General features: G+C 67.5%; 19 protein-coding genes. 10 read left to right on the plus strand and 9 right to left on the minus strand.

Going from position 1 to position 20,956, the window contains the following annotated elements:
* The first annotated feature begins 24 nt into the window (after nucleotides 1-24).
* A complete protein-coding gene (locus AC50X6_RS06610) occupies nucleotides 25-561 on the plus strand; it encodes an MmyB family transcriptional regulator (protein ID WP_494965564.1) in 537 nt (178 codons plus the stop codon).
* 145 nt (nucleotides 562-706) lie between these two features.
* On the plus strand, nucleotides 707-2,059 hold the full coding sequence (locus AC50X6_RS06615) for an ABC transporter substrate-binding protein (RefSeq protein WP_494965448.1): 1,353 nt from the start codon (nucleotides 707-709) through the stop codon (nucleotides 2,057-2,059).
* A gap of 315 nt (nucleotides 2,060-2,374) precedes the next feature.
* On the opposite strand, the gene AC50X6_RS06620 is transcribed toward AC50X6_RS06615, so the two are convergent.
* Genes AC50X6_RS06620 through AC50X6_RS06635 form a run of 4 tightly spaced genes read right to left on the minus strand, consistent with a single transcriptional unit; the run spans nucleotide 2,375 to nucleotide 6,488 of the window.
* Nucleotides 2,375-3,148, minus strand: coding sequence for an ABC transporter ATP-binding protein (locus AC50X6_RS06620; protein WP_326968204.1), 774 nt, complete (start codon nucleotides 3,146-3,148; stop codon nucleotides 2,375-2,377).
* Entirely contained in the window at nucleotides 3,145-4,230 is a 1,086-nt protein-coding gene (locus AC50X6_RS06625) for an ABC transporter ATP-binding protein (protein ID WP_494965449.1), read from the minus strand. The genes AC50X6_RS06620 and AC50X6_RS06625 overlap by 4 nt, the downstream gene beginning before the upstream one ends.
* Nucleotides 4,227-5,195, minus strand: a complete 969-nt coding sequence (locus tag AC50X6_RS06630) for a branched-chain amino acid ABC transporter permease (RefSeq protein WP_494965450.1) — start codon at nucleotides 5,193-5,195, stop codon at nucleotides 4,227-4,229. Before AC50X6_RS06630 ends, AC50X6_RS06625 begins: the two co-directional genes overlap by 4 nt.
* A gap of 9 nt (nucleotides 5,196-5,204) precedes the next feature.
* Nucleotides 5,205-6,488 (minus strand): branched-chain amino acid ABC transporter permease, encoded by a 1,284-nt coding sequence (locus AC50X6_RS06635; protein ID WP_494965451.1) that lies wholly within the window; start codon nucleotides 6,486-6,488, stop codon nucleotides 5,205-5,207.
* Nucleotides 6,489-7,011: 523 nt separating this feature from the next.
* Between AC50X6_RS06635 and AC50X6_RS06640 the strand changes: the two genes are divergently transcribed.
* Nucleotides 7,012-7,899, plus strand: coding sequence for a Bax inhibitor-1/YccA family protein (locus AC50X6_RS06640; protein WP_494965452.1), 888 nt, complete (start codon nucleotides 7,012-7,014; stop codon nucleotides 7,897-7,899).
* Nucleotides 7,900-8,083: 184 nt separating this feature from the next.
* On the opposite strand, the gene AC50X6_RS06645 is transcribed toward AC50X6_RS06640, so the two are convergent.
* Both AC50X6_RS06645 and galK read right to left on the minus strand, forming a co-directional pair.
* On the minus strand, nucleotides 8,084-9,322 hold the full coding sequence (locus AC50X6_RS06645) for an acetyl-CoA C-acetyltransferase (RefSeq protein WP_494965453.1): 1,239 nt from the start codon (nucleotides 9,320-9,322) through the stop codon (nucleotides 8,084-8,086).
* A 20-nt stretch (nucleotides 9,323-9,342) separates the two neighbouring features.
* Entirely contained in the window at nucleotides 9,343-10,494 is a 1,152-nt protein-coding gene (galK, locus tag AC50X6_RS06650; RefSeq protein WP_494965454.1) for a galactokinase, read from the minus strand.
* Between the two features lie 46 nt (nucleotides 10,495-10,540).
* Here galK and AC50X6_RS06655 point away from each other — a divergent pair, with 46 nt between their 5' ends.
* The 4 genes from AC50X6_RS06655 to AC50X6_RS06670 are packed head-to-tail and all read left to right on the plus strand — an operon-like array spanning nucleotide 10,541 to nucleotide 14,820.
* Complete coding sequence (locus AC50X6_RS06655) at nucleotides 10,541-11,602, plus strand: aldose 1-epimerase family protein (protein ID WP_494965455.1); 1,062 nt, start codon at nucleotides 10,541-10,543, stop codon at nucleotides 11,600-11,602.
* Between the two features lie 4 nt (nucleotides 11,603-11,606).
* Nucleotides 11,607-12,905 (plus strand): AI-2E family transporter, encoded by a 1,299-nt coding sequence (locus tag AC50X6_RS06660; RefSeq protein ID WP_494965456.1) that lies wholly within the window; start codon nucleotides 11,607-11,609, stop codon nucleotides 12,903-12,905.
* 44 nt (nucleotides 12,906-12,949) lie between these two features.
* Nucleotides 12,950-14,188 carry a threonine ammonia-lyase gene (gene ilvA, locus AC50X6_RS06665; protein WP_326968213.1) on the plus strand — a complete coding sequence of 413 codons (1,239 nt, stop codon included), beginning with the start codon at nucleotides 12,950-12,952 and terminating at the stop codon, nucleotides 14,186-14,188.
* An 8-nt stretch (nucleotides 14,189-14,196) separates the two neighbouring features.
* Nucleotides 14,197-14,820, plus strand: coding sequence for a rhomboid family intramembrane serine protease (locus AC50X6_RS06670; protein WP_494965565.1), 624 nt, complete (start codon nucleotides 14,197-14,199; stop codon nucleotides 14,818-14,820).
* A gap of 388 nt (nucleotides 14,821-15,208) precedes the next feature.
* Here AC50X6_RS06670 and greA read toward each other — a convergent pair whose 3' ends face one another.
* Nucleotides 15,209-15,703, minus strand: a complete 495-nt coding sequence (gene greA, locus AC50X6_RS06675; RefSeq protein WP_326968214.1) for a transcription elongation factor GreA — start codon at nucleotides 15,701-15,703, stop codon at nucleotides 15,209-15,211.
* A 201-nt stretch (nucleotides 15,704-15,904) separates the two neighbouring features.
* The gene (locus AC50X6_RS06680) at nucleotides 15,905-16,363 is read right to left on the minus strand and encodes a DUF4307 domain-containing protein (protein ID WP_494965457.1); all 459 of its coding nucleotides are present in this window, start codon (nucleotides 16,361-16,363) and stop codon (nucleotides 15,905-15,907) included.
* Between the two features lie 204 nt (nucleotides 16,364-16,567).
* Here AC50X6_RS06680 and mca point away from each other — a divergent pair, with 204 nt between their 5' ends.
* The 3 genes from mca (at nucleotide 16,568) to AC50X6_RS06695 (ending at nucleotide 20,206) form a co-directional block, all read left to right on the plus strand.
* Nucleotides 16,568-17,473 carry a mycothiol conjugate amidase Mca gene (gene mca, locus AC50X6_RS06685; RefSeq protein WP_494965458.1) on the plus strand — a complete coding sequence of 302 codons (906 nt, stop codon included), beginning with the start codon at nucleotides 16,568-16,570 and terminating at the stop codon, nucleotides 17,471-17,473.
* Nucleotides 17,474-17,616: 143 nt separating this feature from the next.
* Nucleotides 17,617-18,021 (plus strand): hypothetical protein, encoded by a 405-nt coding sequence (locus tag AC50X6_RS06690; RefSeq protein WP_494965566.1) that lies wholly within the window; start codon nucleotides 17,617-17,619, stop codon nucleotides 18,019-18,021.
* Complete coding sequence (locus tag AC50X6_RS06695; protein WP_494965459.1) at nucleotides 17,999-20,206, plus strand: thioredoxin domain-containing protein; 2,208 nt, start codon at nucleotides 17,999-18,001, stop codon at nucleotides 20,204-20,206. The genes AC50X6_RS06690 and AC50X6_RS06695 overlap by 23 nt, the downstream gene beginning before the upstream one ends.
* A 58-nt stretch (nucleotides 20,207-20,264) precedes the next feature.
* On the opposite strand, the gene trhA is transcribed toward AC50X6_RS06695, so the two are convergent.
* Nucleotides 20,265-20,927 (minus strand): PAQR family membrane homeostasis protein TrhA, encoded by a 663-nt coding sequence (trhA, locus tag AC50X6_RS06700; RefSeq protein WP_326968238.1) that lies wholly within the window; start codon nucleotides 20,925-20,927, stop codon nucleotides 20,265-20,267.
* Nucleotides 20,928-20,956: the final 29 nt, after the last annotated feature.

Here is a 20,956-nt window from a genome sequence, read left to right on the forward strand (position 1 = left end):
ATGAAGTGCCACACCTCACTGCACATGAGGAGAGGCCCCCGATTCCCTTGGCACCAGGGGAACCGGGGGCCTTTACTCTGTTCTGCGGCAGCACCAGAGTATGGACCTGTGTCCGTACACGGCCACGTCCCGCAGACACCCGCCGAAGCCCCCGCCCCAGCGGCTCGGCTGCGCCTCGCACTCGACATGCACGCCAATCCGGCACGTCCGGCCCACCACGCCGCGGTTCATCCAGTCCGACCACCGCCCCGCCTGTTCGCTGCAAACTGGGGCCGGTCAGCCGATGGCACCGCCGCGATCCTGCGCACTGGAGCCGGCCGGAACCCCAACAATCGTGCCCTGACAGGGCTGGTCGGTGAATCATCCATCCGCAGCCAGGAGGTCCGCACCCGGAGAGCAGAACACAACGTGCGCCAGCACGTCACCGGCGTGAAGCACTTTCACAACTTGATCGCCGGCGGGCTCTGCCTGTTGTCGAGCCCGCCACCTGTCCAGCCCGACACCGACGGGTCCTGGCCGCGCGGGCAGGCGCCGTCGTCAGCCCCTAACCGCGCCGACTAGATTTCCTCTATGCAACGACTGTTATAAGGATGTGACCGTAGTCACTTACGTTCGGGGTGGATTTGCAATAGTTTGAAGATAACTCAGGAACACCTGATCATTCGCATCAAAGGCCGTTCGCACCTTTAGATCGAGGAGATTGTAAATGACTTCATTCCCCCAGGTGGCGCCCCGCATCGCTAAGCTGACAGCGCTTGGCATCGGCGTCGCCCTTCTGGCTACGGCTTGTGGTGGCACGTCCACCCCGACGTCGACAGGATCCGCTTCCGTCAAGGCAGCGGGCATCGCCTGCCCGGCCCCCGGCGCCGGCGCCGGAGCCAGCACCCAGGCCGCAGGCAACGCCGGTCCTGTCCCGGCCGCCACCACAACCACCCCCACCGCTCTGAAGATCGGCTCGCTTCTGCCGACCACCGGGTCGCTTGCCTTCCTCGGCCCGCCCGAAATCGCGGGTGTCAACCTTGGCATCAAGGAAGTCAATGATGCCGGCGGCGTGTTGGGCAAACCTGTTGAGGTCACGCACCGTGACTCCGGTGACACCAAGACCGATATCGCCACCCAGTCCACCACGGCACTGCTTGGCTCAGGTGTCAGCGCAATCGTGGGTGCCGCCTCATCGGGCGTCTCCAAGACCGTTATCAGCCAGATCACCGGCGCCGGCGTCATCCAGTTCTCCCCGGCCAACACCTCGCCGGACTTTACCGCCTGGGACGACAAGGGCCTCTACTGGCGCACCGCACCCTCGGACGTTCTTCAGGGCAAGGTCCTCGGAAACTACATGGCTACCTGTGGCGCCCAGACCGTTGGCATGATCGTCCTGAACGACGCCTACGGAACCGGCCTTGCAAAGAACGTGAAGTCGGCGTTTGAGGCAGCAGGCGGCAAGGTTGTCGCAGAGGAACTCTTCAACGAAGGTGATTCCCAGTTCAGCAGCCAGGTTGACAAGGTCATCGCGGCCAAGCCGGATGCCATCGCCCTGATCACCTTCGACCAGGCCAAGAGTATCGTTCCGCTGATGACGGGCAAGGGCATCAAGCCCACGCAGCTCTTCCTCGTGGACGGCAACATGTCCGATTACAGCAAGGACTTCACGGCAGGAACCCTGAAGGGCGCCCAGGGCACCATCCCGGGCACCTTCGCCAAGGATGACTTCAAGAAGAAGCTGCTGGCGATCGATCCCGCGCTGAAGGACTACAGCTACTCCGGCGAGTCCTACGACGCCGTGAACCTGATCGCACTGGCCTCCGAGGCTGCCAAGAGCACCAAGGGTGTGGACATCGCCAAGCAGCTCAAGGCGGTCTCCGAAGTCGGCGAGAAGTGCAACACCTTCCCGTCCTGCGTTACCCTGCTCCGCAACGGCAAGGACATCGACTACGACGGCCAGTCCGGCCCCGTAACGTTCTCCGACGCCGGGGACCCCACGGAAGCCTACGTCGGCATCTACGAGTTCCAGGATGACAACACCTATAAGGCGTCCAAGGAAGAATTCGGCAAGCTGTAAAGCCGCCCTTCCCTAGCCACAAGAAACCCCCGTCCGCTCCGGACGGGGGTTTTTTGCGTGCGGGGGCATTGCCGATGGATGTCACGGCGGGCCCGCCCGTCACGCACAGCAGTCTTTTGGTGTGCCGAGGAGTGTCCGACGGCGGAAACCCGCCTCAACCCGCTGTGTGCCCGCCCATAACCCTGCGCCGCGTGACGCCGTCGTCGATCTGTGGGGGCCCGGTGGGCAAGAACACCGACTGGAAGCATGCCGGGCACGCAAAAGGGCCGCCACCGGCTGGTGACGGCCCTCCTGCTGGGGATACGGCCCGAACGGCTACTCGACCGTGTCGGCCAGGGTGCCCAGGTACAGCTGGATGACCTTGGGATCCTTCATGAGCTCACGGCCGGTGCCGGTGTAGGCGTCCTTGCCCTGGTCCAGCACGTAGCCCCGGTCACAGATCTGCAGGCAGCGGCGTGCGTTCTGCTCCACCATGATCACGGAGACGCCGGCCCGGTTGATCTCGTGGACCCGGAGGAAGGTCTCATCCTGTTTGACCGGGGAGAGGCCCGCCGACGGCTCATCGAGTAGCAGCACGGCCGGATCCATCATCAGGGCCCGGCCCATGGCCACCATCTGGCGCTCGCCGCCGGAGAGTGAACCGGCCCGCTGGGCACGCCGCTTGCCAAGTTCCGGGAACAGGCCCGTGACGAAGTCGAAGCGCTCGGCGAAATCCTTGGGCCGCTGGAACATGCCCATCTGCATGTTTTCCTCGATGGTCAGGGCCGCGAACACATTGTTGTTCTGCGGAACGAAGCCCACGCCCCTGCTGACCAGCTTGTTGGCCTTGAGCCCTGTGATGTCCTGGCCACGGACCACAACGGAACCCGAGTGGACCTTGACCAGCCCGAACATCGCCTTCAGCAGCGTCGACTTGCCGGCGCCGTTGGGGCCGATGATGCCGATCAGCTCACCCTTTCGGGCCTCGATGCTGCAGCCGTTGAGGATGTTGACGCCGGGGATGTAGCCGGCCACCAGATCAGTGACCTTGACGACCGAGTCCTCATCATGGACGGGCTTGGCGGCGGGGGCCGCGCTGGTGGCGCTCATTCTGTGTCCTTCTCTGTGCGGTTGGGCTCGTCGGCGCTGCGCCTGCCATGCGTCGTCCCGTTGGTCTCCGGCGCAGCCGCCTCGGCCGCGATGACGTCGGCGGCGATGAGGCCGGCGTTGTCGGTGCCGACGATCGAGTCCTCGTCGGCCTCGAGTTCGGCGGCGAGCTCCTTGATGCCCTCCGCGTCGCCCAGGTCCACGTCGTGGTGGGCGCCCAGATAGGCGTCAATCACGGCCGGGTTCTTCATCACCTCGGCGGGCGGTCCCTCGGCCACGATCTTGCCTTCCGCCATCACCACCACCCAGTCGGCGATGTGACGGACCATGTGCATGTCGTGTTCGACGAACAATACGGTCATGCCCTCGGCCTTGAGGTTCTTGATGTGGTCCAGCAGGGACTGCGTCAGGGCCGGGTTCACACCGGCCATCGGCTCGTCCAGCATGACCAGCTTGGGCCGCACCATAAGCGAACGGGCCATCTCCAGCAGCTTGCGCTGGCCGCCGGAGAGAGACGCGGCGTAGTCGTCCTTCTTGGCATCGAGCTTGAACTTCTCCAGCAGCACGTTGGCTTCTTCGGTGATCCTTTTTTCCTGGCCGCCCCAGATTCCCTTGAACAGGGCCTTGGAGAGCCGTTCGCCGGACTGTTCGGAGGCGCCGAGGCGCATGTTCTCCATGACGGTGAGCTTGCCCATGACCTTGGTCAGCTGGAACGTGCGGACCATGCCCATGCGGGCAACCTTGTACGAGGAGACGCCGGCAATGCTGTTGCCTTCGAACTGCCACTTGCCCGAGTTGGGCGTGTCGAAGCCGGTTAGCAGGTTGAACAGGGTGGTCTTGCCGGCGCCGTTGGGGCCGATAAGCGCCGTGATCTTGTGCCGCGGAATTTCAAGGTATTCGACGTCGACGGCGTTGATGCCGCCGAAGCTGCGGGTGACGTTCTCCGCCACCACGATCGGATCGCGTTTCTTGCAGCCGGGCGCTATCTCCCCGGCGGCAATCGGACGCGTATCCGTCATGTAGTCAATTGTCTCAGTGCTGCTTGTGGTGCCTGTATTGCCGAATTCTTCGCTCTGCGTGCTCATGCGAACGCCAGCTCCTTCTTGTTGCCGAAGACGCCCTGGGGCCGGAAGATCATCAGCAGCATCAGCGCGATACCCACGAGGATGTACCGCAGCTGGCCGGCCTGGACTGTGTTCAGCCAGGTCACGGCGCCGGATTCGATCAGGCCATACAGGACGCCCTGTGTGAGGGACAGCACCACCCAGAAGATCATGGCGCCGACGACGGGCCCCAGCACCGTGCCGAGGCCGCCGAGCAGCAGGCAGGTGTAGAGAAAGAACGTCAGCTCCGTGCCGTAGTTGGCCGGCTGGACCGCGCCGCGGGGGAGCGTAAAGACCATGCCCGCCAGCGCGCCGAGCACACCGCCGATGATGAGGGCCTGCATCTTGTAGGCGTACACGTTCTTGCCCAGGGAGCGGACAGCGTTTTCGTCCTCGCGGATGCCCTTGAGGACACGGCCCCACGGGCTGCGCATCAGGAGCCACACCAGGGTGCAGCAGATGATGACGACGATCCAGGCGACGACGCGGATGAAGAAGTCCCTGTTGTTCATGCCCAGGTAGGAGCCCTCGGGGAAGGGGTTCATGGCATAGAACCCGCCTTCGAAGGCGGCAAGGCCGTTGGCCGAGCCGGTCACGGCGGTCAGCTGGTTGGTGGTGACGATGTAGCGGACGATTTCCGCCGCGGCGATCGTCACGATGGCCAGGTAATCGGCGCGCAGCCGGAGGGTTGGAATACCCAGGAGCAGGGCGAAGATGGCCGAGGCGACCACCGCGATCAGCAGCCCCACGAAGAACGGGGCGCCGAAGGTCAGAGTGGAGATGGCGAAGCCGTAGGCACCCACCGCCATGAAGCCGGCCTGGCCGAAGTTGAGCAGGCCGGCGTAACCGAAGTGAACCGCAAGGCCGAGCGCGGCGAGGGCGTAGGCCGCCGTCGTCGGGCTGAACAGTTCGCCTGCAGCGCTTGAAAAAATGAATCCGAAGTCCATGGCTGTCTCCTAACCCACGCGCTCGCGACGGCCCAGGATACCCTGGGGCCGGATCAAGAGGACAATAATCATGATGAACAGTGCTCCCACGTATTTGAGGTCGGCCGCGAGGCCGAACACGGTGGTCAGCTCCACGAAGATGCCGACGATGATGGATCCGAGCAGGGCGCCCCAGACCGTGCCGAGACCACCCAGGGTGACGCCGGCGAAGATGAGCAGCAGGATCTGCGAACCCATGTCGAAGGTGACACCGGGCCGGTAGTAGGCCCAGAGGATGCCGCCGAGGGAGGCCAGCATGCCGCCGGTGACCCAGACGATCCGGATGACTGAGTCGACGTCGATGCCGGAGGCCGCTGCCAGGGCCGGGTTGTCGGCCACCGCGCGGGTGGCTTTGCCGAGCCTGGTTTTGAGCAGGACAACACCAAGGATGGCGATAACGACGGCGCTGATTACGAGGGACCAGAGGTTGTTGGGGGAGATGGAGACCGGGCCGATCTGGATTTCCGCGCTCTGGGCGAACGGCAGCTGTTGTGTGGCGCCGCCGAAGAAGAACTGGATCACGTAGCGGACGGCCAGGGCGAGGCCGATGCTGACGATCATCATCGGAACCAGGCCGGTGCCGCGGCGGCGCAGCGGCTTCCACAGGCCGGCGTCCTGGGCGTAGCCGAAGAGTCCGCCGCCGAGCAGGGCAAGCACGATCGCCAGCCAGAACGGCAGATTCATGGCGTTGAAGGCGAAGACCAGGACAGCGCCGAGGGTGACCATTTCACCATGGGCGAAGTTGGTCAGGCCCGTGGTGCCGAAGATCAGCGAAAGGCCCACCGATGCGAGGGCGAGCAGCAGCCCGAAGCTCAGGCCCGCGACAAGGCGGTTGATCAGGTTTTGGCCGAAATCCTGTTGCTGCACTACGATGCCCTCGCCGAAGGCGAAGATCACGGAGAGGTTGGAGGTCTGGCTGAAGGTGACCTTGCGGGGGTTTTCCTGGCCGTCGGCGAGCTTGATGCCATCCGGAAGCGTGGAATCATCCAGCTTGACCTCATAGGTGCCCTGGGTGGGGACGCCGATGGTCCAGGCGCCGTTGGCACCCGACTTGGCGGTTCCCGTGAAGTCACCGCTTGTGGCGGAGATGGTGACGTCAGCGATCGGCGCACGGTCATCGCCGCGCAGGAAACCGCTGATGCTGTTCTGGAACGTGGTTGCCGACGGGGATGGTGCCGGCGAGGGGGTCGTGGCCGCTGATGCCGGGGCGACGATCAGCAGTAGCGCTGCCACGGCGGCGAAAACAGCCCCCACAGCTTTCAGCAGTCTGCCGCGCCGTCTCAGCGACAGGCCTCTCGGTGTACTTCTCAAAATGAAAACCTCCACAGGGGGGTGGTGTGGGTTGCGCCTTTGCAACCGCTGCGAACAGTCAGGGTGACGAGGGGTGGTGCGTCATGCGATGCGGTTGGAGCGGTACAGCTTGTGATATCCGTCACCCTGCTTGGCCAATGTTACAGCCCGTTCAGAGCAAAGAATGCCGTCGCGAGCAGGCAGAACGTCGCGATCGGATAACAACCGTGAAGCCCTGCGTCCGGCACATTTTACCAGCGCTAAAGAAAACTTTTGTTGATTCCGAGTATGCCTAAACATTCGCCCTGCGCAAGGGGCTGCCCCCGGGAAAAGGGCAGCGGGCAGATCACGGTTGGGTTGCGGCAGGTCCTTCCCGGGAACTAACACTGCCGGTCAACCGTGGAAATTGGTAGCGTGGGATGTAGGCAATCGCCCGCAGTTCACCACCGGAACATCATCCACCCCCTTTATTTGGAGGACACCAGTAATGGCACTTGGCGGAAACCCAGTCTTCAACGGAAAGAATTTCCGTGGAGCAACCCAGGCACCGCCTGCCCCGCAGGCCTACGGCCAGGCCCGGCCGGGCCCGGTCATGGACGCCCAGACCGGCTGGAACGCAACCCGGCATGGCATGGCCCAGGACCAGCTCCAGGACATGTACAACCGACCCGCCGCCGGCCCTGCCGACACGGGACGCATGACCTACGACGACGTCATCGTCAAGACCGCGGTCTGCCTTGGCGCCGTGATCGCCGGTGCGGCCGTTACCCTCGTGGTGGCGCCCGGCCTGGCCAATCTGCTGATGATCGTCGGCGCGCTGGGCGGCTTCGCGCTCGCCCTCGTCAACACCTTCAAGAAGCAGCCCTCACCGGCGCTCATCCTGGCCTACGCCGCACTTGAGGGCCTTTTCCTCGGCGGCCTGACCCGGATCCTCGACGGAATGTTCCCGGGCGTCGGCCTGCAGGCTGTGATAGGCACCCTGTCCGTGTTCGCCGTGACTCTGGTGCTCTTCAGGAGCGGCAAGGTCCGGGCCACCCCGAAGGCCATGCGTTTCTTTATGATCGCCATGATCGGCTACGCCGTCTTCGCGCTCGTCAACATGGTCATGGTGTGGACCGGCGCTGTTAAATCCCCCTTCGGCCTGAGCACCAGCGTCGAAATCTTCGGCATCCCGCTGGGCGTCTTCATCGGCGTGCTGGCGATCGGCCTGGCCGCGTTCTCGCTGATCATGGACTTCACCAGCATCGAAGCCGGCGTCCGCAACGGCGCCCCGCAGCGCTTCGCCTGGACCGCAGCCTTCGGCCTGACGGTGACGCTGGTCTGGCTCTATGTGGAGATCATCCGTCTGCTCTCAATTCTCCGCGGCAACGACTAACAACCGCGGGTAACCGCTAGCCACAGACAGAGAGGGCCCCCGAGACGGCGGGGCCCTCTCTGCTTTTGTCCGGTTTGCGCTTGACCGTCCCGCGCTGCACCGGCCCGAGCTTGACCGGCCCACGGAATCATCCGCGCTACACCGGCCCACCCGCGGACTCGTCCGCGCCGGGGAGGAACCAGGCTCAGCTCAGCCGCTCCAGCACCACCGCCATGCCCTGCCCGCCGCCGACGCACAGGGTGGCAAGGCCCAGGTTCGCGTCCCGTTCCCGGAGCCCGTTCAGCAGGGTGGTGGCCATCCGGGCGCCGGTCATGCCGAACGGGTGGCCCAGAGCGATGGCACCGCCGTGGATATTGAGCTTGTGGTGATCGATCCCGAGTTCCCTGGCGCTCGCGACCACCTGGACGGCGAAGGCCTCGTTGAGCTCCACGAGGTCGATGTCCCCGATGCCCAGGCCGGCAAGCGACAGCGCCCGCCGGGTCGCCTCGACCGGGCCCATGCCCATGAGCTCGGGGGACAGGGCACTGACGCCGGTGGAGACAATCCGTGCGAGCGGTTCCAGCCCGAGTTCGCGGGCCCGCACATCGCTCATCACGACGACGGCGGCGGCGCCGTCGTTCAGCGGGCAGGCGTTGCCGGCGGTGACCGTGCCCGCGCCGCGGAAGACGGGCTGCAAGGCGCTGACGGACTCGAACGTGACGCCCGCCCGGGGAGAATCGTCCCGGTCCACCACGGTGCCGTCCTTGCGGGTGTAGGGCGTGATTTCCCGGGCGTAGAAGCCCGCGGCGATGGCCGCTTCGGCCCGGTTCTGGCTCAGCACCGCCCAGGCGTCCTGGTCCGCCCGGCTGATGCCGTAGCTCGTGGCGACATTCTCGGCCGTCTGGCCCATGGAAAGGTAGATGTCCGGTATCCGCCCGCCCAGCCGGGGGTCGGTCCACGGCGTGTTGGCGGCGGCCCGGGCTGCGGTGCGTTGCCGGGCGGCGTCGAAGAGCGGATTGTGGGTGCCGGCGCCGGTTTCCCCGGCCCCGGCCCAGTCGCGGTAGCGGGACACTGCCTCCACCCCGGCGGAGACGAACGCGTGCCCCTCGCCGGCCTTGACCGCGTGGAACGCCATCCGGAGGGTCTGCAGGCTGGAGGCACAGAAACGGTTGATGGTGGCGCCGGGGACGTTGTCCAGTCCGGCCAGGATGGTCACCACGCGGGCCATGTTGGAGCCGGCTTCCCCGCTTGGCTCGGCACAGCCAAGATAGAGGTCATCCAGGCCGCGGCCGGTGGGGTCCGCAGCGTCGAAGGACGGGATCCTGGCCAGGGCCGCGGTCACCATCGCGGCGGCCAGGTCGTCGGGCCGCTCGTCTTTCAGCGTGCCCTTGAAGGCGCGCCCGATGGGGCTTCTGGCAGTGGAAACGATCACGGCGTCGGGCATGCGCCCAGCCTACGCCCCGGTCATGCCACGCGGACGGCACCCGCCGCCGGGCGCACGCCGAAGATGTCCGGTGCGGCGTACCCTGCCCGGGCGAAGGCGCGTTCGACGGCGGCCCGGACCCGCTGCTCCGCGTCCACCGGGGTGAGCGCAATCGCCGAGCCGCCGAAACCGCCCCCGGTCATCCGGGCGCCGATCGCGCCGGCGGAGCGCGCGGTCTCCACCGCAAGGTCCAGCTCGGGGCAGGAGATGTCAAAGTCGTCCCGCATTGAGGCGTGGCTGGCATCGAGCAGCGGGCCGATCGCCGTCGGACCTGCGCTGCCGAGGAGCTCTACGGCCTGCAGCACGCGGTCATTCTCCGTGACCACATGCCGCACACGGCGGAACGTCACGGGATCCAGCAGGGCGCTGGCGTCCCCCAGATCCGCGGGCCGGACGTCGCGCAGGGCCTGGACCCCCAGCGCCCCGGCGCCCAGTTCGCAGGATGCGCGCCGGGAGGCGTAGCCGCCGCCGGCATGGGAGTGCGACACCCTGGTGTCGATCACGAGCATGACCAGCCCGGCGCTTTCGGCGTCGAACGGCACCAGGCGGAGGGACTGGTCCCGGCAGTCGAGGAAGATTGCGTGGCCCGCCGCGCCGCGCAGGGACGCTGACTGGTCCATGATGCCCGTGGGGGATCCGACGAAGTCGTTTTCCGCGCTCTGCGTGGCCAGGACCATGTCCTCGGCGCCGAGCCCCGCAGCAGTGAGCTCGTTGAGCGCGGAGATGACGGCGCACTCGATGGCGTGGGAGGAGGACAGCCCGGCGCCCCGGGGGACATCGGAGTCCAGCAGCAGGTCCAACCCGGGGATGCGGACTCCGCGCTGCTGCAGGGCCCACAGGACGCCCAGTGGGTACTTGGTCCAGCCGCGCGCCGCAGCGCGCTCCAAGGCGCCGGCGTCCGCCGTCGTCAGTCCCTGGTTGCCGAAGGTGGACAGCAGCCGCAGCGTGGAGTCCGGCCGGACGCGGACCGCCACCCGGGCGGCCCTGTCAATGGCGAAGGGCAGCACGAAACCTTCGTTGTAGTCCGTGTGCTCGCCCATGAGGTTGACGCGGCCGGGTGCCCGCCACACGCCGTCGGGCGCCGCGCCGAAGACGGATTCGAAGCGGGCCGCAAGGTCCTTCGTGCTGGTCATGGCTCCAAGGTATACGGCTCGGTGTGCGGCTCGGTACGGTGGTGCCATGGACCTGACAAACTCATCCTCCCCTCACGCCGCTGAAAGCGGGGCCCCCGGCAGCCACAGCGGCCCGGGCGGCCTCCGCGCTGCCGCCCTCGGAGGCTCCCCGCGGCGCTACGCCTCAGGCCGGCAGTACGAGCTGCGGCGCGGCGACGCGCTCGCCGTCGTCACCGGACTGGCCGCCGGCCTCCGGCTGTACAGCCGCGGCGGCACGCAGCTGACCGAAAGCTACGGTGACGAGGAGATCCCGCCGGGCGCCACCGGGATCACGCTGGCGCCGTGGGCCAACCGGGTGGAAGACGGCGTCTGGCACCTCAACGGCAAGAAGCAGCAGCTGGACATCACCGAGGTCGCGAACAACAACGCCAGCCACGGGCTGCTGCGCAATTCCTCCTACGACCTCGTGGACGAGTCCGAATTTTCCGTGACACTGGAAGCGGCGGTTTTCCCGCAGCACGGCTACCCGTTCCTGCTGCGCCACCGGGTGCGCTATGAACTGGCCGACGACCTCGGCCTGGTGGTCCGGCAGACGCTCATCAACGACTCGCAGGAGCCGGCGCCGTTCGTCCTTGGCGCCCATCCCTACCTCCGGCTGGGCGACGTGCCGAGCGAGGAACTCGCCGTGACGGTCCGCGCCCGGACCCGGCTCGTGACGGATGACCGCCTGATCCCGCGCGGTACCGAACCTGTGGGCGGCGACTTCGACCTGCGCGCCGGCCGGCCCGTAGCCGGTCTGGACCTCGACTCCGCCTTCACGGACCTGGAGTTCGACGGCGGCCTCGCCCGGCACACGCTCCGCGCCCCGGACGGGCGGAGCGTGACCCTGTGGCAGGACGCGGCCTGCGGCTACGTCCATGTCTTCGTGACCGCAAACTTCCCGGGCCGGCCCAAGGCGGTGGCGATCGAGCCCATGACCGGGCCGGCCAACGCCTTCAACAGCGGCGACGGCCTGCGCTGGCTGGACCCGGGGGAGCGGTTCACCATGACCTGGGGAATCAGCGCTTCCCTGGATCAGCGCTTCCCTGGATCAGGGGTTTCACATCCAGGCGCCGCTGGTGAATCATAGGGCTATGACGCCAGCTGACGACGCCGCCCCGCAACGCCTTGCAGATACGGCCCAGGTTCCCCGCCGGGCACTCACGGACAGTGAGCTGGACCAGGACATTCCCTACGGCGTGCGGATGGCGGCCTCCTGGGCCTGGCGGATCGGCCTCATCCTGCTGGTAGCCGGTGCGCTGATCTGGCTGCTCGGCAGGGTGAGCTTCCTGATTATCCCGGTCATGGTGGCAGCCCTGCTGGCGGGCCTGCTCAGCCCCGTTACGCGCTGGCTGACACGGCACCGGGTGCCCAGGGGCCTCTCCGTCGCGGTCACCGTCCTCGGGTTCCTCGGAGTCATCGCCGGCGCGCTGACACTCGTGGGCCGGCAGCTTGCGACCGGATTCGGCGAACTGTGGACAGAGGCGCTCGCCGGAGTCCAGCAGGTCCAGGCCTGGCTCTCCGAGGGCCCGCTGCACCTGACGGCGGCCCAGATCGACCAGTACATCAAGGAAGCCTCCGCGGCGCTGCAGACCAACAGCAGCAGCATCCTGAGCGGGGCGCTGAACTTCGGCAGCACCGCAGGACACTTCGCCGCCGGCCTGGTCCTGGCGTTGTTCGTCCTGATCTTCTTCCTGCTCGAAGGCGACCGGATCTGGGCGTTCATCGTCCGCCTGCTGCCCCGGAAGGCCCGTGCCGCCGCGTACGGGGCCGGCCGCAAGGGGTGGACCTCGATGGTCAGCTACGCGCGGATCCAGATGTTCGTGGCCTTCGTGGACGCCATCGGGATCGGTGCCGGTGCCGCCATCATTGGTGTTCCGCTGGCACTGCCGCTGGGCGTCCTGGTGTTCCTGGGCTCCTTCATCCCGATCGTCGGCGCTCTCGTCACCGGCGCTGTTGCCGTTCTGCTGGCCCTCGTGGCCAACGGCCCGGTCAATGCCCTGATCATGCTGGGGATCGTGCTGCTGGTGCAGCAGTTCGAGAGCCACATCCTGCAGCCGCTCGTGATGGGCAAGGCCGTGTCCCTGCATCCCGTCGCCGTGATCCTGTCCGTCGCGGCCGGCTCCTACCTCGCCGGTATCCCTGGGGCCCTCTTCTCCGTGCCGATCCTGGCCGTAGCAAACTCGTCGATTCGCTACATTGCCGGCAGAACGTGGGAACATGATGAGGTGCTGGCGGCCGCGGGTCTTCAGGCCGTCCTTGCCCCGGTAGCCGGTACAGACAACACAGTGCGGGACGTCCGCCTGCCGGGTCAAGCCCCCGGCCGCGGCGATGGCGCCGCACAGCACCGCGGTGCCCCGGGCGGCGATGCCGGACGGGACACCGAGGCCTGACGTACCATCCGGGCCAAAGCCTGATCCGAGAAGGAGACTAGTTCGTGAACAACCTTGAGAGCCTGCCCGTCACGCTGGACGATGTCCTGGCGGCGCAGAAGCTGCTCGACGGGATCATTACCCGGACGCCGGTCGAATCCTCCCGGGCCCTCGGGACCATGGTGGGCGCCGAGGTCTACCTCAAGTGCGAGAACCTGCAGCGCGCCGGCTCCTTCAAGGTCCGCGGCGCCTATGTGCGGATGGCTAAACTTTCCCCGGCGGAAAAGAAGCGCGGCGTCGTCGCGGCCTCTGCCGGCAACCACGCCCAGGGCGTCGCGGTCGCGGCGAAGAGTCTCGGCATCAAGGCCCGGATCTACATGCCCCTCGGTGTTGCCCTGCCCAAGCTCGCGGCCACCCGAAGCCACGGGGCTGAAGTGGTGCTGCACGGCCATAACGTGGACGAGGCCCTCGCCGAGGCGAAGCGCTACGCCGATGAGACCGGCGCCGTCTTCGTCCACCCCTTCGACGACGTCGACGTCGTTGCCGGCCAGGGCACGGTGGGCCTCGAAATCCTCGAACAGATCCCCGACGTGGACACCATCCTGATGGGCGTCGGCGGCGGCGGGCTGCTCGCCGGCGTGGCCGTGGCCGTCAAGGCCAGGGCCAAGGAACTCGGCCGTGAGATCCGGATCATCGGGGTCCAGGCCGAAAACGCAGCCGCCTACCCGCCGTCGCTCGCCGCGGATGCGCTGGTCCCGCTCAAACGCGTCTCCACCATGGCCGACGGCATTGCCGTCGGCCGGCCCGGCCAACTGCCCTTCAGTATCATCCGCGAACTGGTCGACGACGTCGTCACCGTCAGCGAGGACGCCCTGGCCCGCGCGCTGATCTTTCTGCTGGAACGCGCCAAGATGGTGGTGGAGCCCGCCGGCGCCGTGGGCATCGCTGCGCTGATGGAAGGCAAGATCGAGCGTCCCGGAACCGTCGCCGTGGTCCTCTCCGGCGGCAACATCGACCCGATGCTGATGCTCAAGGTCATCCAGCGCGGGCTCTCCGCCGCCGGCCGCTACATGACCGTGCGGATGATGCTGGACGACCGTCCCGGTTCGCTGGCCACGATCGCCCGGATCATCGCCGAGAACGACGCCAACGTCACCGGTCTCGACCACACCCGGGTGGGCGGGTCCATCAGCATGGGCGACGTCTCCATCACGGTGAACCTGGAAACCAAGGGCCACGAGCACTGCGAGCAGGTCCTCGCGGCACTCCGGGCCGAAGGCTTCCAGCCGATCGTGGTTCACTAGGGTCCATGATGCTTTACTCCACGCGCAGCGGCAGGCCCTCGTCCGGCGAAACGACCGCGGGGCGTGCCCGGAAGGGCCTGCTGGTGGTGGGCTCGTTCGTGCTGCTGCTGTATCTGATCGAAATCATCAATACCCTGATGCTGCATACCCTTAACGGGACCTTCGGGCTGCGGCCGCGGCGGCTCGACGGGATTCTGGACATCCTGACGTTTCCGCTGCTGCACGCCAATCTGGCGCACCTCTTCTCCAACACGCTGCCGCTGATCATCTTCGGCTTCCTCGTGTTCCTGTCCGGCCGGCGGGTGTTCGCCACGGCTCTGGCCTCGAGCTGGCTGGGATCCGGGGTGATGGTATGGCTGATCGGCGGCTTCAACATCACCGTGGGGGCGTCCGGCCTGGTCTTCGGACTGTTCGCGTTCCTGCTGGTGCGCGGCTTTTTTAACCGGAACTGGTGGCAGATTCTGCTGTCCGTCGTGCTGTTCCTAAGCTACGGAGGCATCCTCTTCGGCATCCTGCCGTCCGTGGCGAGCTTCGTTTCCTGGCAGGCGCACCTCGGCGGCGCCATCGGGGGCGTCCTGGCCGCCCTGCTCCTGAGCAGCCGGCGCGCCGGAACGCAGCTCAGCAGGCGGTAGCACAACGACGCCGACCCGCCGGCTGGTGGGCATTTTCTTCAGTTCGTCGGGGGTCCGGGCGCGGTGGCCGGGCTCTGGGACATGCCCCGCGCCGGGGGCAGCGGGTGGACATAGTGTCATTATGCCCGGTCCCGGGTGCGAAGAATGGGCATGTCCCGCTGGACTGGACACCGCCCCAAAGGGACATGCCCCGCGCCGGGGCCAGCGGGTGGACATAGTGTCATTGTGCCCGGTCCCGGGTGTGAAGAATGGGCATGTCCCCCGGCCCGAAGAGGTCCAGGCTCCGTCTGACCCCCGACGAACCAACAAAAATGACCGCGAGGGCCGGGGAAAGCAGAAAGTCCCCGCCGTGGCAGGGACTTTCTGGTGGGACCGGCCGCGGCGGTTGTCAGCCGGCGTACGGCTTGGCGGAGATGATCTCCACCGGGATGACCTTGCCGTTCGGGGCGGTGTAGCTGAGCTTGTCGCCCTGCTGGTGGCCGACGATGGCCGCACCCAGGGGGGACTTCTCACTGAAGACATCGAGGTCTGAGTCGCCGGCGATTTCACGGGACCCGAGCAGGAAGGTCTCCTGCTCGCCGGCGATCCTGGCAACGACGAGCATCCCGGGCTCGACGATGCCGTCATCAGCCGGGGATTCGCCCACATGCGCGTCCCGGAGCAGCGCGGTCAGCTGGCGGATCCGGGCCTCGATCTTGCCCTGCTCCTCCTTGGCCGCGTGGTAGCCGCCGTTCTCCTTGAGGTCGCCTTCCTGGCGGGCCGCTTCGATCTTCTGAACGATTTCCGCCCGGCCGGGGCCGGAGAGGTGGTCCAGCTCTGCCTTCAGGCGGTCAAAAGCTTCCTGGGTGAGCCAAGCTGCAGTTGCGCTGTTGGTGGTAGACACGGACTTCTCCTTATGGTCAAACAAGCAAAGACCCCGCCACAGCGGCCACTTTTGGGACTCAGCAACCAGCTCGGCGGGGGAAAGGTATTGATCCATTGTAGTCAATCCTGTGGATATACCAAAGAACCCTGCGGTGTGGATCACACCGTGGTGCCCGCCACTGCGGCAACCCTTGTCGGCGTCGGGGTCGGGGCGGCGGGGCTACTCGGCGGGGTCGGGAAGCCAGCAACTGTCGACGACGCCGGAAACGGCCTGGGATTCCGTGCGGACCAGCGCCCGGTGGGCTGTGGTGCGGCCGCCGTCGGAGCCGGCGTCGGTGGCATTGGGGGCGATGTCCACGACTTTCCAGCCGACCACCGCGAACTTGGCATCCAGCGCCTTGACGGCGCATCTGGCATCCGTTGCCGGTTCCTTGGTGACCTGGAAATCAATCTCTGTCACGGTGGCGTCCGGAGTGCTATAGCCGATGTCCTTAAAGGTGATGCTCTCCGTGGCATTCGAGGTCGAGATCCAGGCCATGAACCCGATTCCCAGCGCGAGGGCGGCAACCAGGATGGCCCGCCTGGCGCTGCCGCCCAGGGCGCGCTTTTGGCCGCCGTAGCGATTGGCTAGGCTGGTAGATGCCGGCGCGGGCGCGGCAGGCTGATCCTTGGAAGTCACCAGTCCAGTTTAGGCTGGATCGGGACGGGCATTGTCCGCGCAGCCGATGCGGCCCGTATTCCCGCCAGAAGACCCGCAGCTTCCCGCCAGAAGACCCGCAGCAGTAGTTTCGCATTCGAAGTCCCGCAGTCGCAGTTCCGCAGTCGAAGTCCCGCATCAGCAGTCCCGCGCACGAAAACCCGTAGAAAGAGGAGCCGTCCCACGATGACAGCGTCTCCCAGCCCGTCCGCGCCGCTTCGGCTGCTGGCCGTCCACGCCCATCCCGACGACGAGTCCAGCAAGGGCGCCGCCACGATGGCGATGTACGCTGCGGCCGGCGTCGACGTCCTGGTGGCGACCTGCACCGACGGCTCCCGCGGTGACATCCAAAACCCCTCCATGGAGGACCAGCCGCACCCCAAACGCGACATGGCCGGGGCCCGGCGGCTCGAGATGGACCGCGCCGCCGGGGTCCTCGGCGTCAGCCAGCGCTGGCTCGGCTTCGTCGATTCGGGGCTGCCGGAAGGCGATCCGCTGCCGCCGCTGCCGGCGGGCTCTTTCGCGACGCTGCCGCTGGAGCGGGCGGCTGCGCCCCTGGTCCGGCTGGTCCGGACGTTCAGGCCGCAGGTGATCCTCAGCTACGACGAAAACGGCGGGTATCCGCACCCGGACCACATCATGGCGCACCGCGTCGCGGTCGAGGCCTTCGAGGCGGCCGGCGATCCGGCCCGGTACCCGGGAACCGGCGAGGCCTGGGCGCCCAGCAAGCTCTACTACGACCGCGCCTTCAGCCCCGAACGCTTCCGCGCCCTGCACTACGCGCTGGAGGAGTCCGGGCTCCAGTCGCCCTACGCCGAAAGGCTCGCCGCCTGGCTTGAGACCGACGCGGAAGGCCACACGCCGCCGGCGCCGACCCACCCCACCACCACGCAGATCGACTGCGGGGACTTCTTTGAAGCCCGGGACGACGCCCTGCGCGCCCACCGCACCCAGGTGGACCCGGGTGGCTTCTTCTTCGCCGTGTCACCGGCGATGCAGCGCCGCGTCTGGCCATGGGAGGACTACTCGCTGATCCAGTCCAGGATCCCTGCCGATCTGCCCGAAAAGGACTTCTTCGCCGGGCTAAGATAGACCCGGCAGGCAATTTACATGCCGCGTGGAACTGCGTAGCAGGGAAGTTGCAGCGAGCCGGAACAGCAGTCGTCCAGAAGTAGCACCGAAGCCCCGGCCTCGGGCCGCCATCAGTCCCACAGAAGGTTTTATCCGTGCATTCCATGCTCATCGCTCTGGCAACAGCCCCGGCGCCCGCCCCTTCACCGTCGCTGCGTCCGGGACTTTCCCAGGACCAGGTGACACCCGGCCTCCTGGGCTTCCTGCTGACAGCCTTCATCGTGCTGCTGACGGCGCTGCTGATCGTGGACATGGTGCGGCGCATCCGCCGGGTCCGCTACCGCGCCCAGGTCGAAGAAGAGCGGACCGCCGCCGAAGCGGCAGAGCCCCACGACGCCGCCCGGGACCGGCAACCACAGTCCAGGGACGTAAGGTCCCCGCAAACGCAGTACCCCGGCGCAAAGTCCCCGGATGTTAAGGCCCCGGGGCTCCAGTCCCCGCAGGATTCTGCCGGCACCGCCGGCAGCCGGCCGGAAACCAACGGCGATGCAGGGCCCGGGACCCGCTGACCGGGATCCGTCCCCGGTTTTCCCCGGGGCGGCAAACGCCCTGGGCGGGGAACCCTCTGCCTATTTGCGGCAGCACGCAGGGAACCCGGTGCACTGGCGGCCCTTCGGGGATGAGGCGTTTGCCTTCGCCGCCGCCCGCGATGTCCCCGTGTTCCTCTCGATCGGCTACGCAGCCTGCCACTGGTGCCACGTTATGGCGCATGAATCCTTTGAGGACCAGGGCACCGCGGACTACCTGAACGCCAGCTTCGTCGCCGTCAAAGTGGACCGCGAAGAGCGGCCCGACGTCGACGCCGTCTACATGGCCGCGACCCAGGCGATCACCGGGGAAGGCGGCTGGCCGATGTCCGTCTTCCTGCTGCCGGACGGCCGGGCCTTCCACGCAGGAACCTACTTTCCGCCCCGGCCGCTGCCGGGCAGACCCTCCTTCCGGCAGGTCCTCGAGGCCGTGACCGAAGCCTGGCTCGAGCGCCGCGACGCGCTGGTACAGAATGCCGACAATCTGGCCCGCGGCCTTGCAGCCGCGCAGTTCGGCTCCGCGGTGCGGCTGGACGGCCCTCCCGACCCCATCGGCGCGGCCCTGCTCTCCGACGCCGTGCACGCGCTGGCCGGTGCCGAAGACCCCTCCGGCGGAGGATTCGGCACCGCACCGAAGTTCCCGCCCTCCGCAGTCCTGGAGTTCCTGGTCCGGCATGCCGCCGCAGGGTCCGGTACCGCGGACGCAGCCCGGGAGATGGCCGGCCGCACCCTCGCCGCGATGTCCCGTTCGGCCCTGTTTGACCAGCTGGACGGCGGCTTCGCCCGCTATTCCGTCAGCCGCGACTGGTCCGTCCCGCACTTCGAGAAAATGCTTTATGACAATGCCCAGTTGTTGCGCGTCTACGTCCACTGGGTCCGGCTCGGCGGAGCCGCAGAGTACCCCGCGGCCGAAGCCGCCGACGTCGCCGGCCGCACCGCCGACTGGCTCCTCGCATCGCTTGGACTGACAGTGCCGCCGGAACCGGGCACGGACAATTCTGGGCCCGCGTCCCATCCCGGGGCGCTGGCGTCCTCCCTCGACGCCGACACCGTGGTGGACGGGGCGCACACCGAGGGGGGCACCTACCTCTGGACCGCCGCGGACCTCGCCCGGCTGCTGGGGTCCGGGGACGGCGCCGCCGTCGCCCGCCTGATGAACGTCACGGCCCGCGGCACCGTCACCGCGGACGGCTCCCCGCTGCATCCCGGGCGGGCCCTGGACGCCGCGGACACGGCGCTTTGGCAGCGGGTCCGGCCGGTGCTCCTTGCAGCGCGCTCACACCGGCCGCAGCCGGCCCGCGACGACAAGGTGGTGGCCGGCTGGAACGGGCTGGCCGTTGCGGCGCTGGCCGATGCCGGCGCCGTGCTGGAACGGCCCGGACTCGTGGCGGCCGCGGAACGCATTGCGGCTTACCTCGAGCGGGTGCACTGGAGCGCCGGATCCGGGGGAGCACCCGGCACCCTGATGCGGGTCTCCCACCAGGGACTGGCCCGGGGGATCGGCGGGCTGCTGGAGGACTATGCCTTCTGCGCCGAGGGCCTATTCGCGCTTTACGCCGTCACCGGCAGGGCGCGCTGGTACCGGCTGGCCGAGGAAATCATTGCCGCCGCCGTCGCGCGGTTTGCCTCGGACGGGGCCCTGCGCGACGCTGCGGGGGAGTCGGAGCAGGTATTCAACGCCCAGGGCCGGCGTGCGGCGCTGGACCCCTTCGATGGTGCCACGCCGAGCGGCGCCGCCGCCTTCGCGGGTGCGCTGCTGTCCTCCGCCGCACTGTCCGGCTCCGGCGAACACCGGTCCCTGGCCGGCAATGTCCTCGCCCTGCTGCCCCCGCTGGCGGCCAGGGCTCCCAGAGCGGCCGGCTGGCTGCTCGCGACGGCACAGTCCGCCCTGGCAGGCCCGGTTGAGGCCGCCGTCGTCGGCCCGCCCACGCCGGCGCGGGCGGCACTGCACCGGGAACTGCTGCTCTCGCCGAGCCCAGGACTGGTGATTGCGATCCAGGGCCGGGAAGGGGAATCCGCCGCCGAGGGTGCGGTGCCCCTGCTGCGCGGCCGCGAGGCGGCGGCCGACGGCTCGCCGCTGGTCTTCCTATGCCGCGGGATGGTCTGCGGGCTTCCGGTCGGTTCCGCCCGGAAAGTGCGGGAGCGCCTGGCTGCCATGGCGGAATGAAGCGCCCAGGGGTGCCGAGCGACAGGGCGTACCTCGCGGGGCCGAGCTTCGCCTGAGGTCAGCCGAGGACGGCGATGGCAATGGCGATGTAGTGCACGGCGAAAGCCACGACCGTCAGGGCGTGGAACAGTTCGTGGAAGCCGAAATGCTTATAGCTGATGTTGGGCTTCTTCAGGGCGTAGAAGACGGCGCCGGTGATGTAGAGGGCGCCCCCGACGCATATCAGCACGGCCGAGGCCACGCTGGCGGCGAAGAACTCGGGCAGGAAGAACAGGGAGCCGCAGCCCAGCGCGATGTAGATCGGCACGTACAGCCAGCGCGGGGAATCCGTCCACAGCAGCCGGAACAGCACCCCAAGGATGGCCCCGGACCAGATGACCCATAACAGCAGCACGGCCTTGGGCCGCTCCAGGAGGGCCCATGCCAGGGGGGTGTAGCTTCCGGCTATCACCAGCATGATGTTTGTATGGTCCAGCCGCTTCAGCACGATCTTGACGCCCGGGGACCAGTTCCCGCGGTGGTAGATGGCGCTGATGCCGAAGAGCAGGACACCCGTGAAGACATAGATGGCTGAGGCAATTTTCAGCCCCGGCGTCGGGGCCAGTGCCACGAGCACGATGCCGGCCGCCAGCGCCAGCGGAGCCGTCACGGTGTGGATCCAGCCGCGCCATTGCGGCTTGATCATCAGGAGTTCGGCCAGCCGGACCGCGGCATCGTCCATCGGGCCCGATTTTGGGTCTGCAGGCTGTT

This window comes from Pseudarthrobacter sp. HLT1-7, assembly GCF_059383435.1.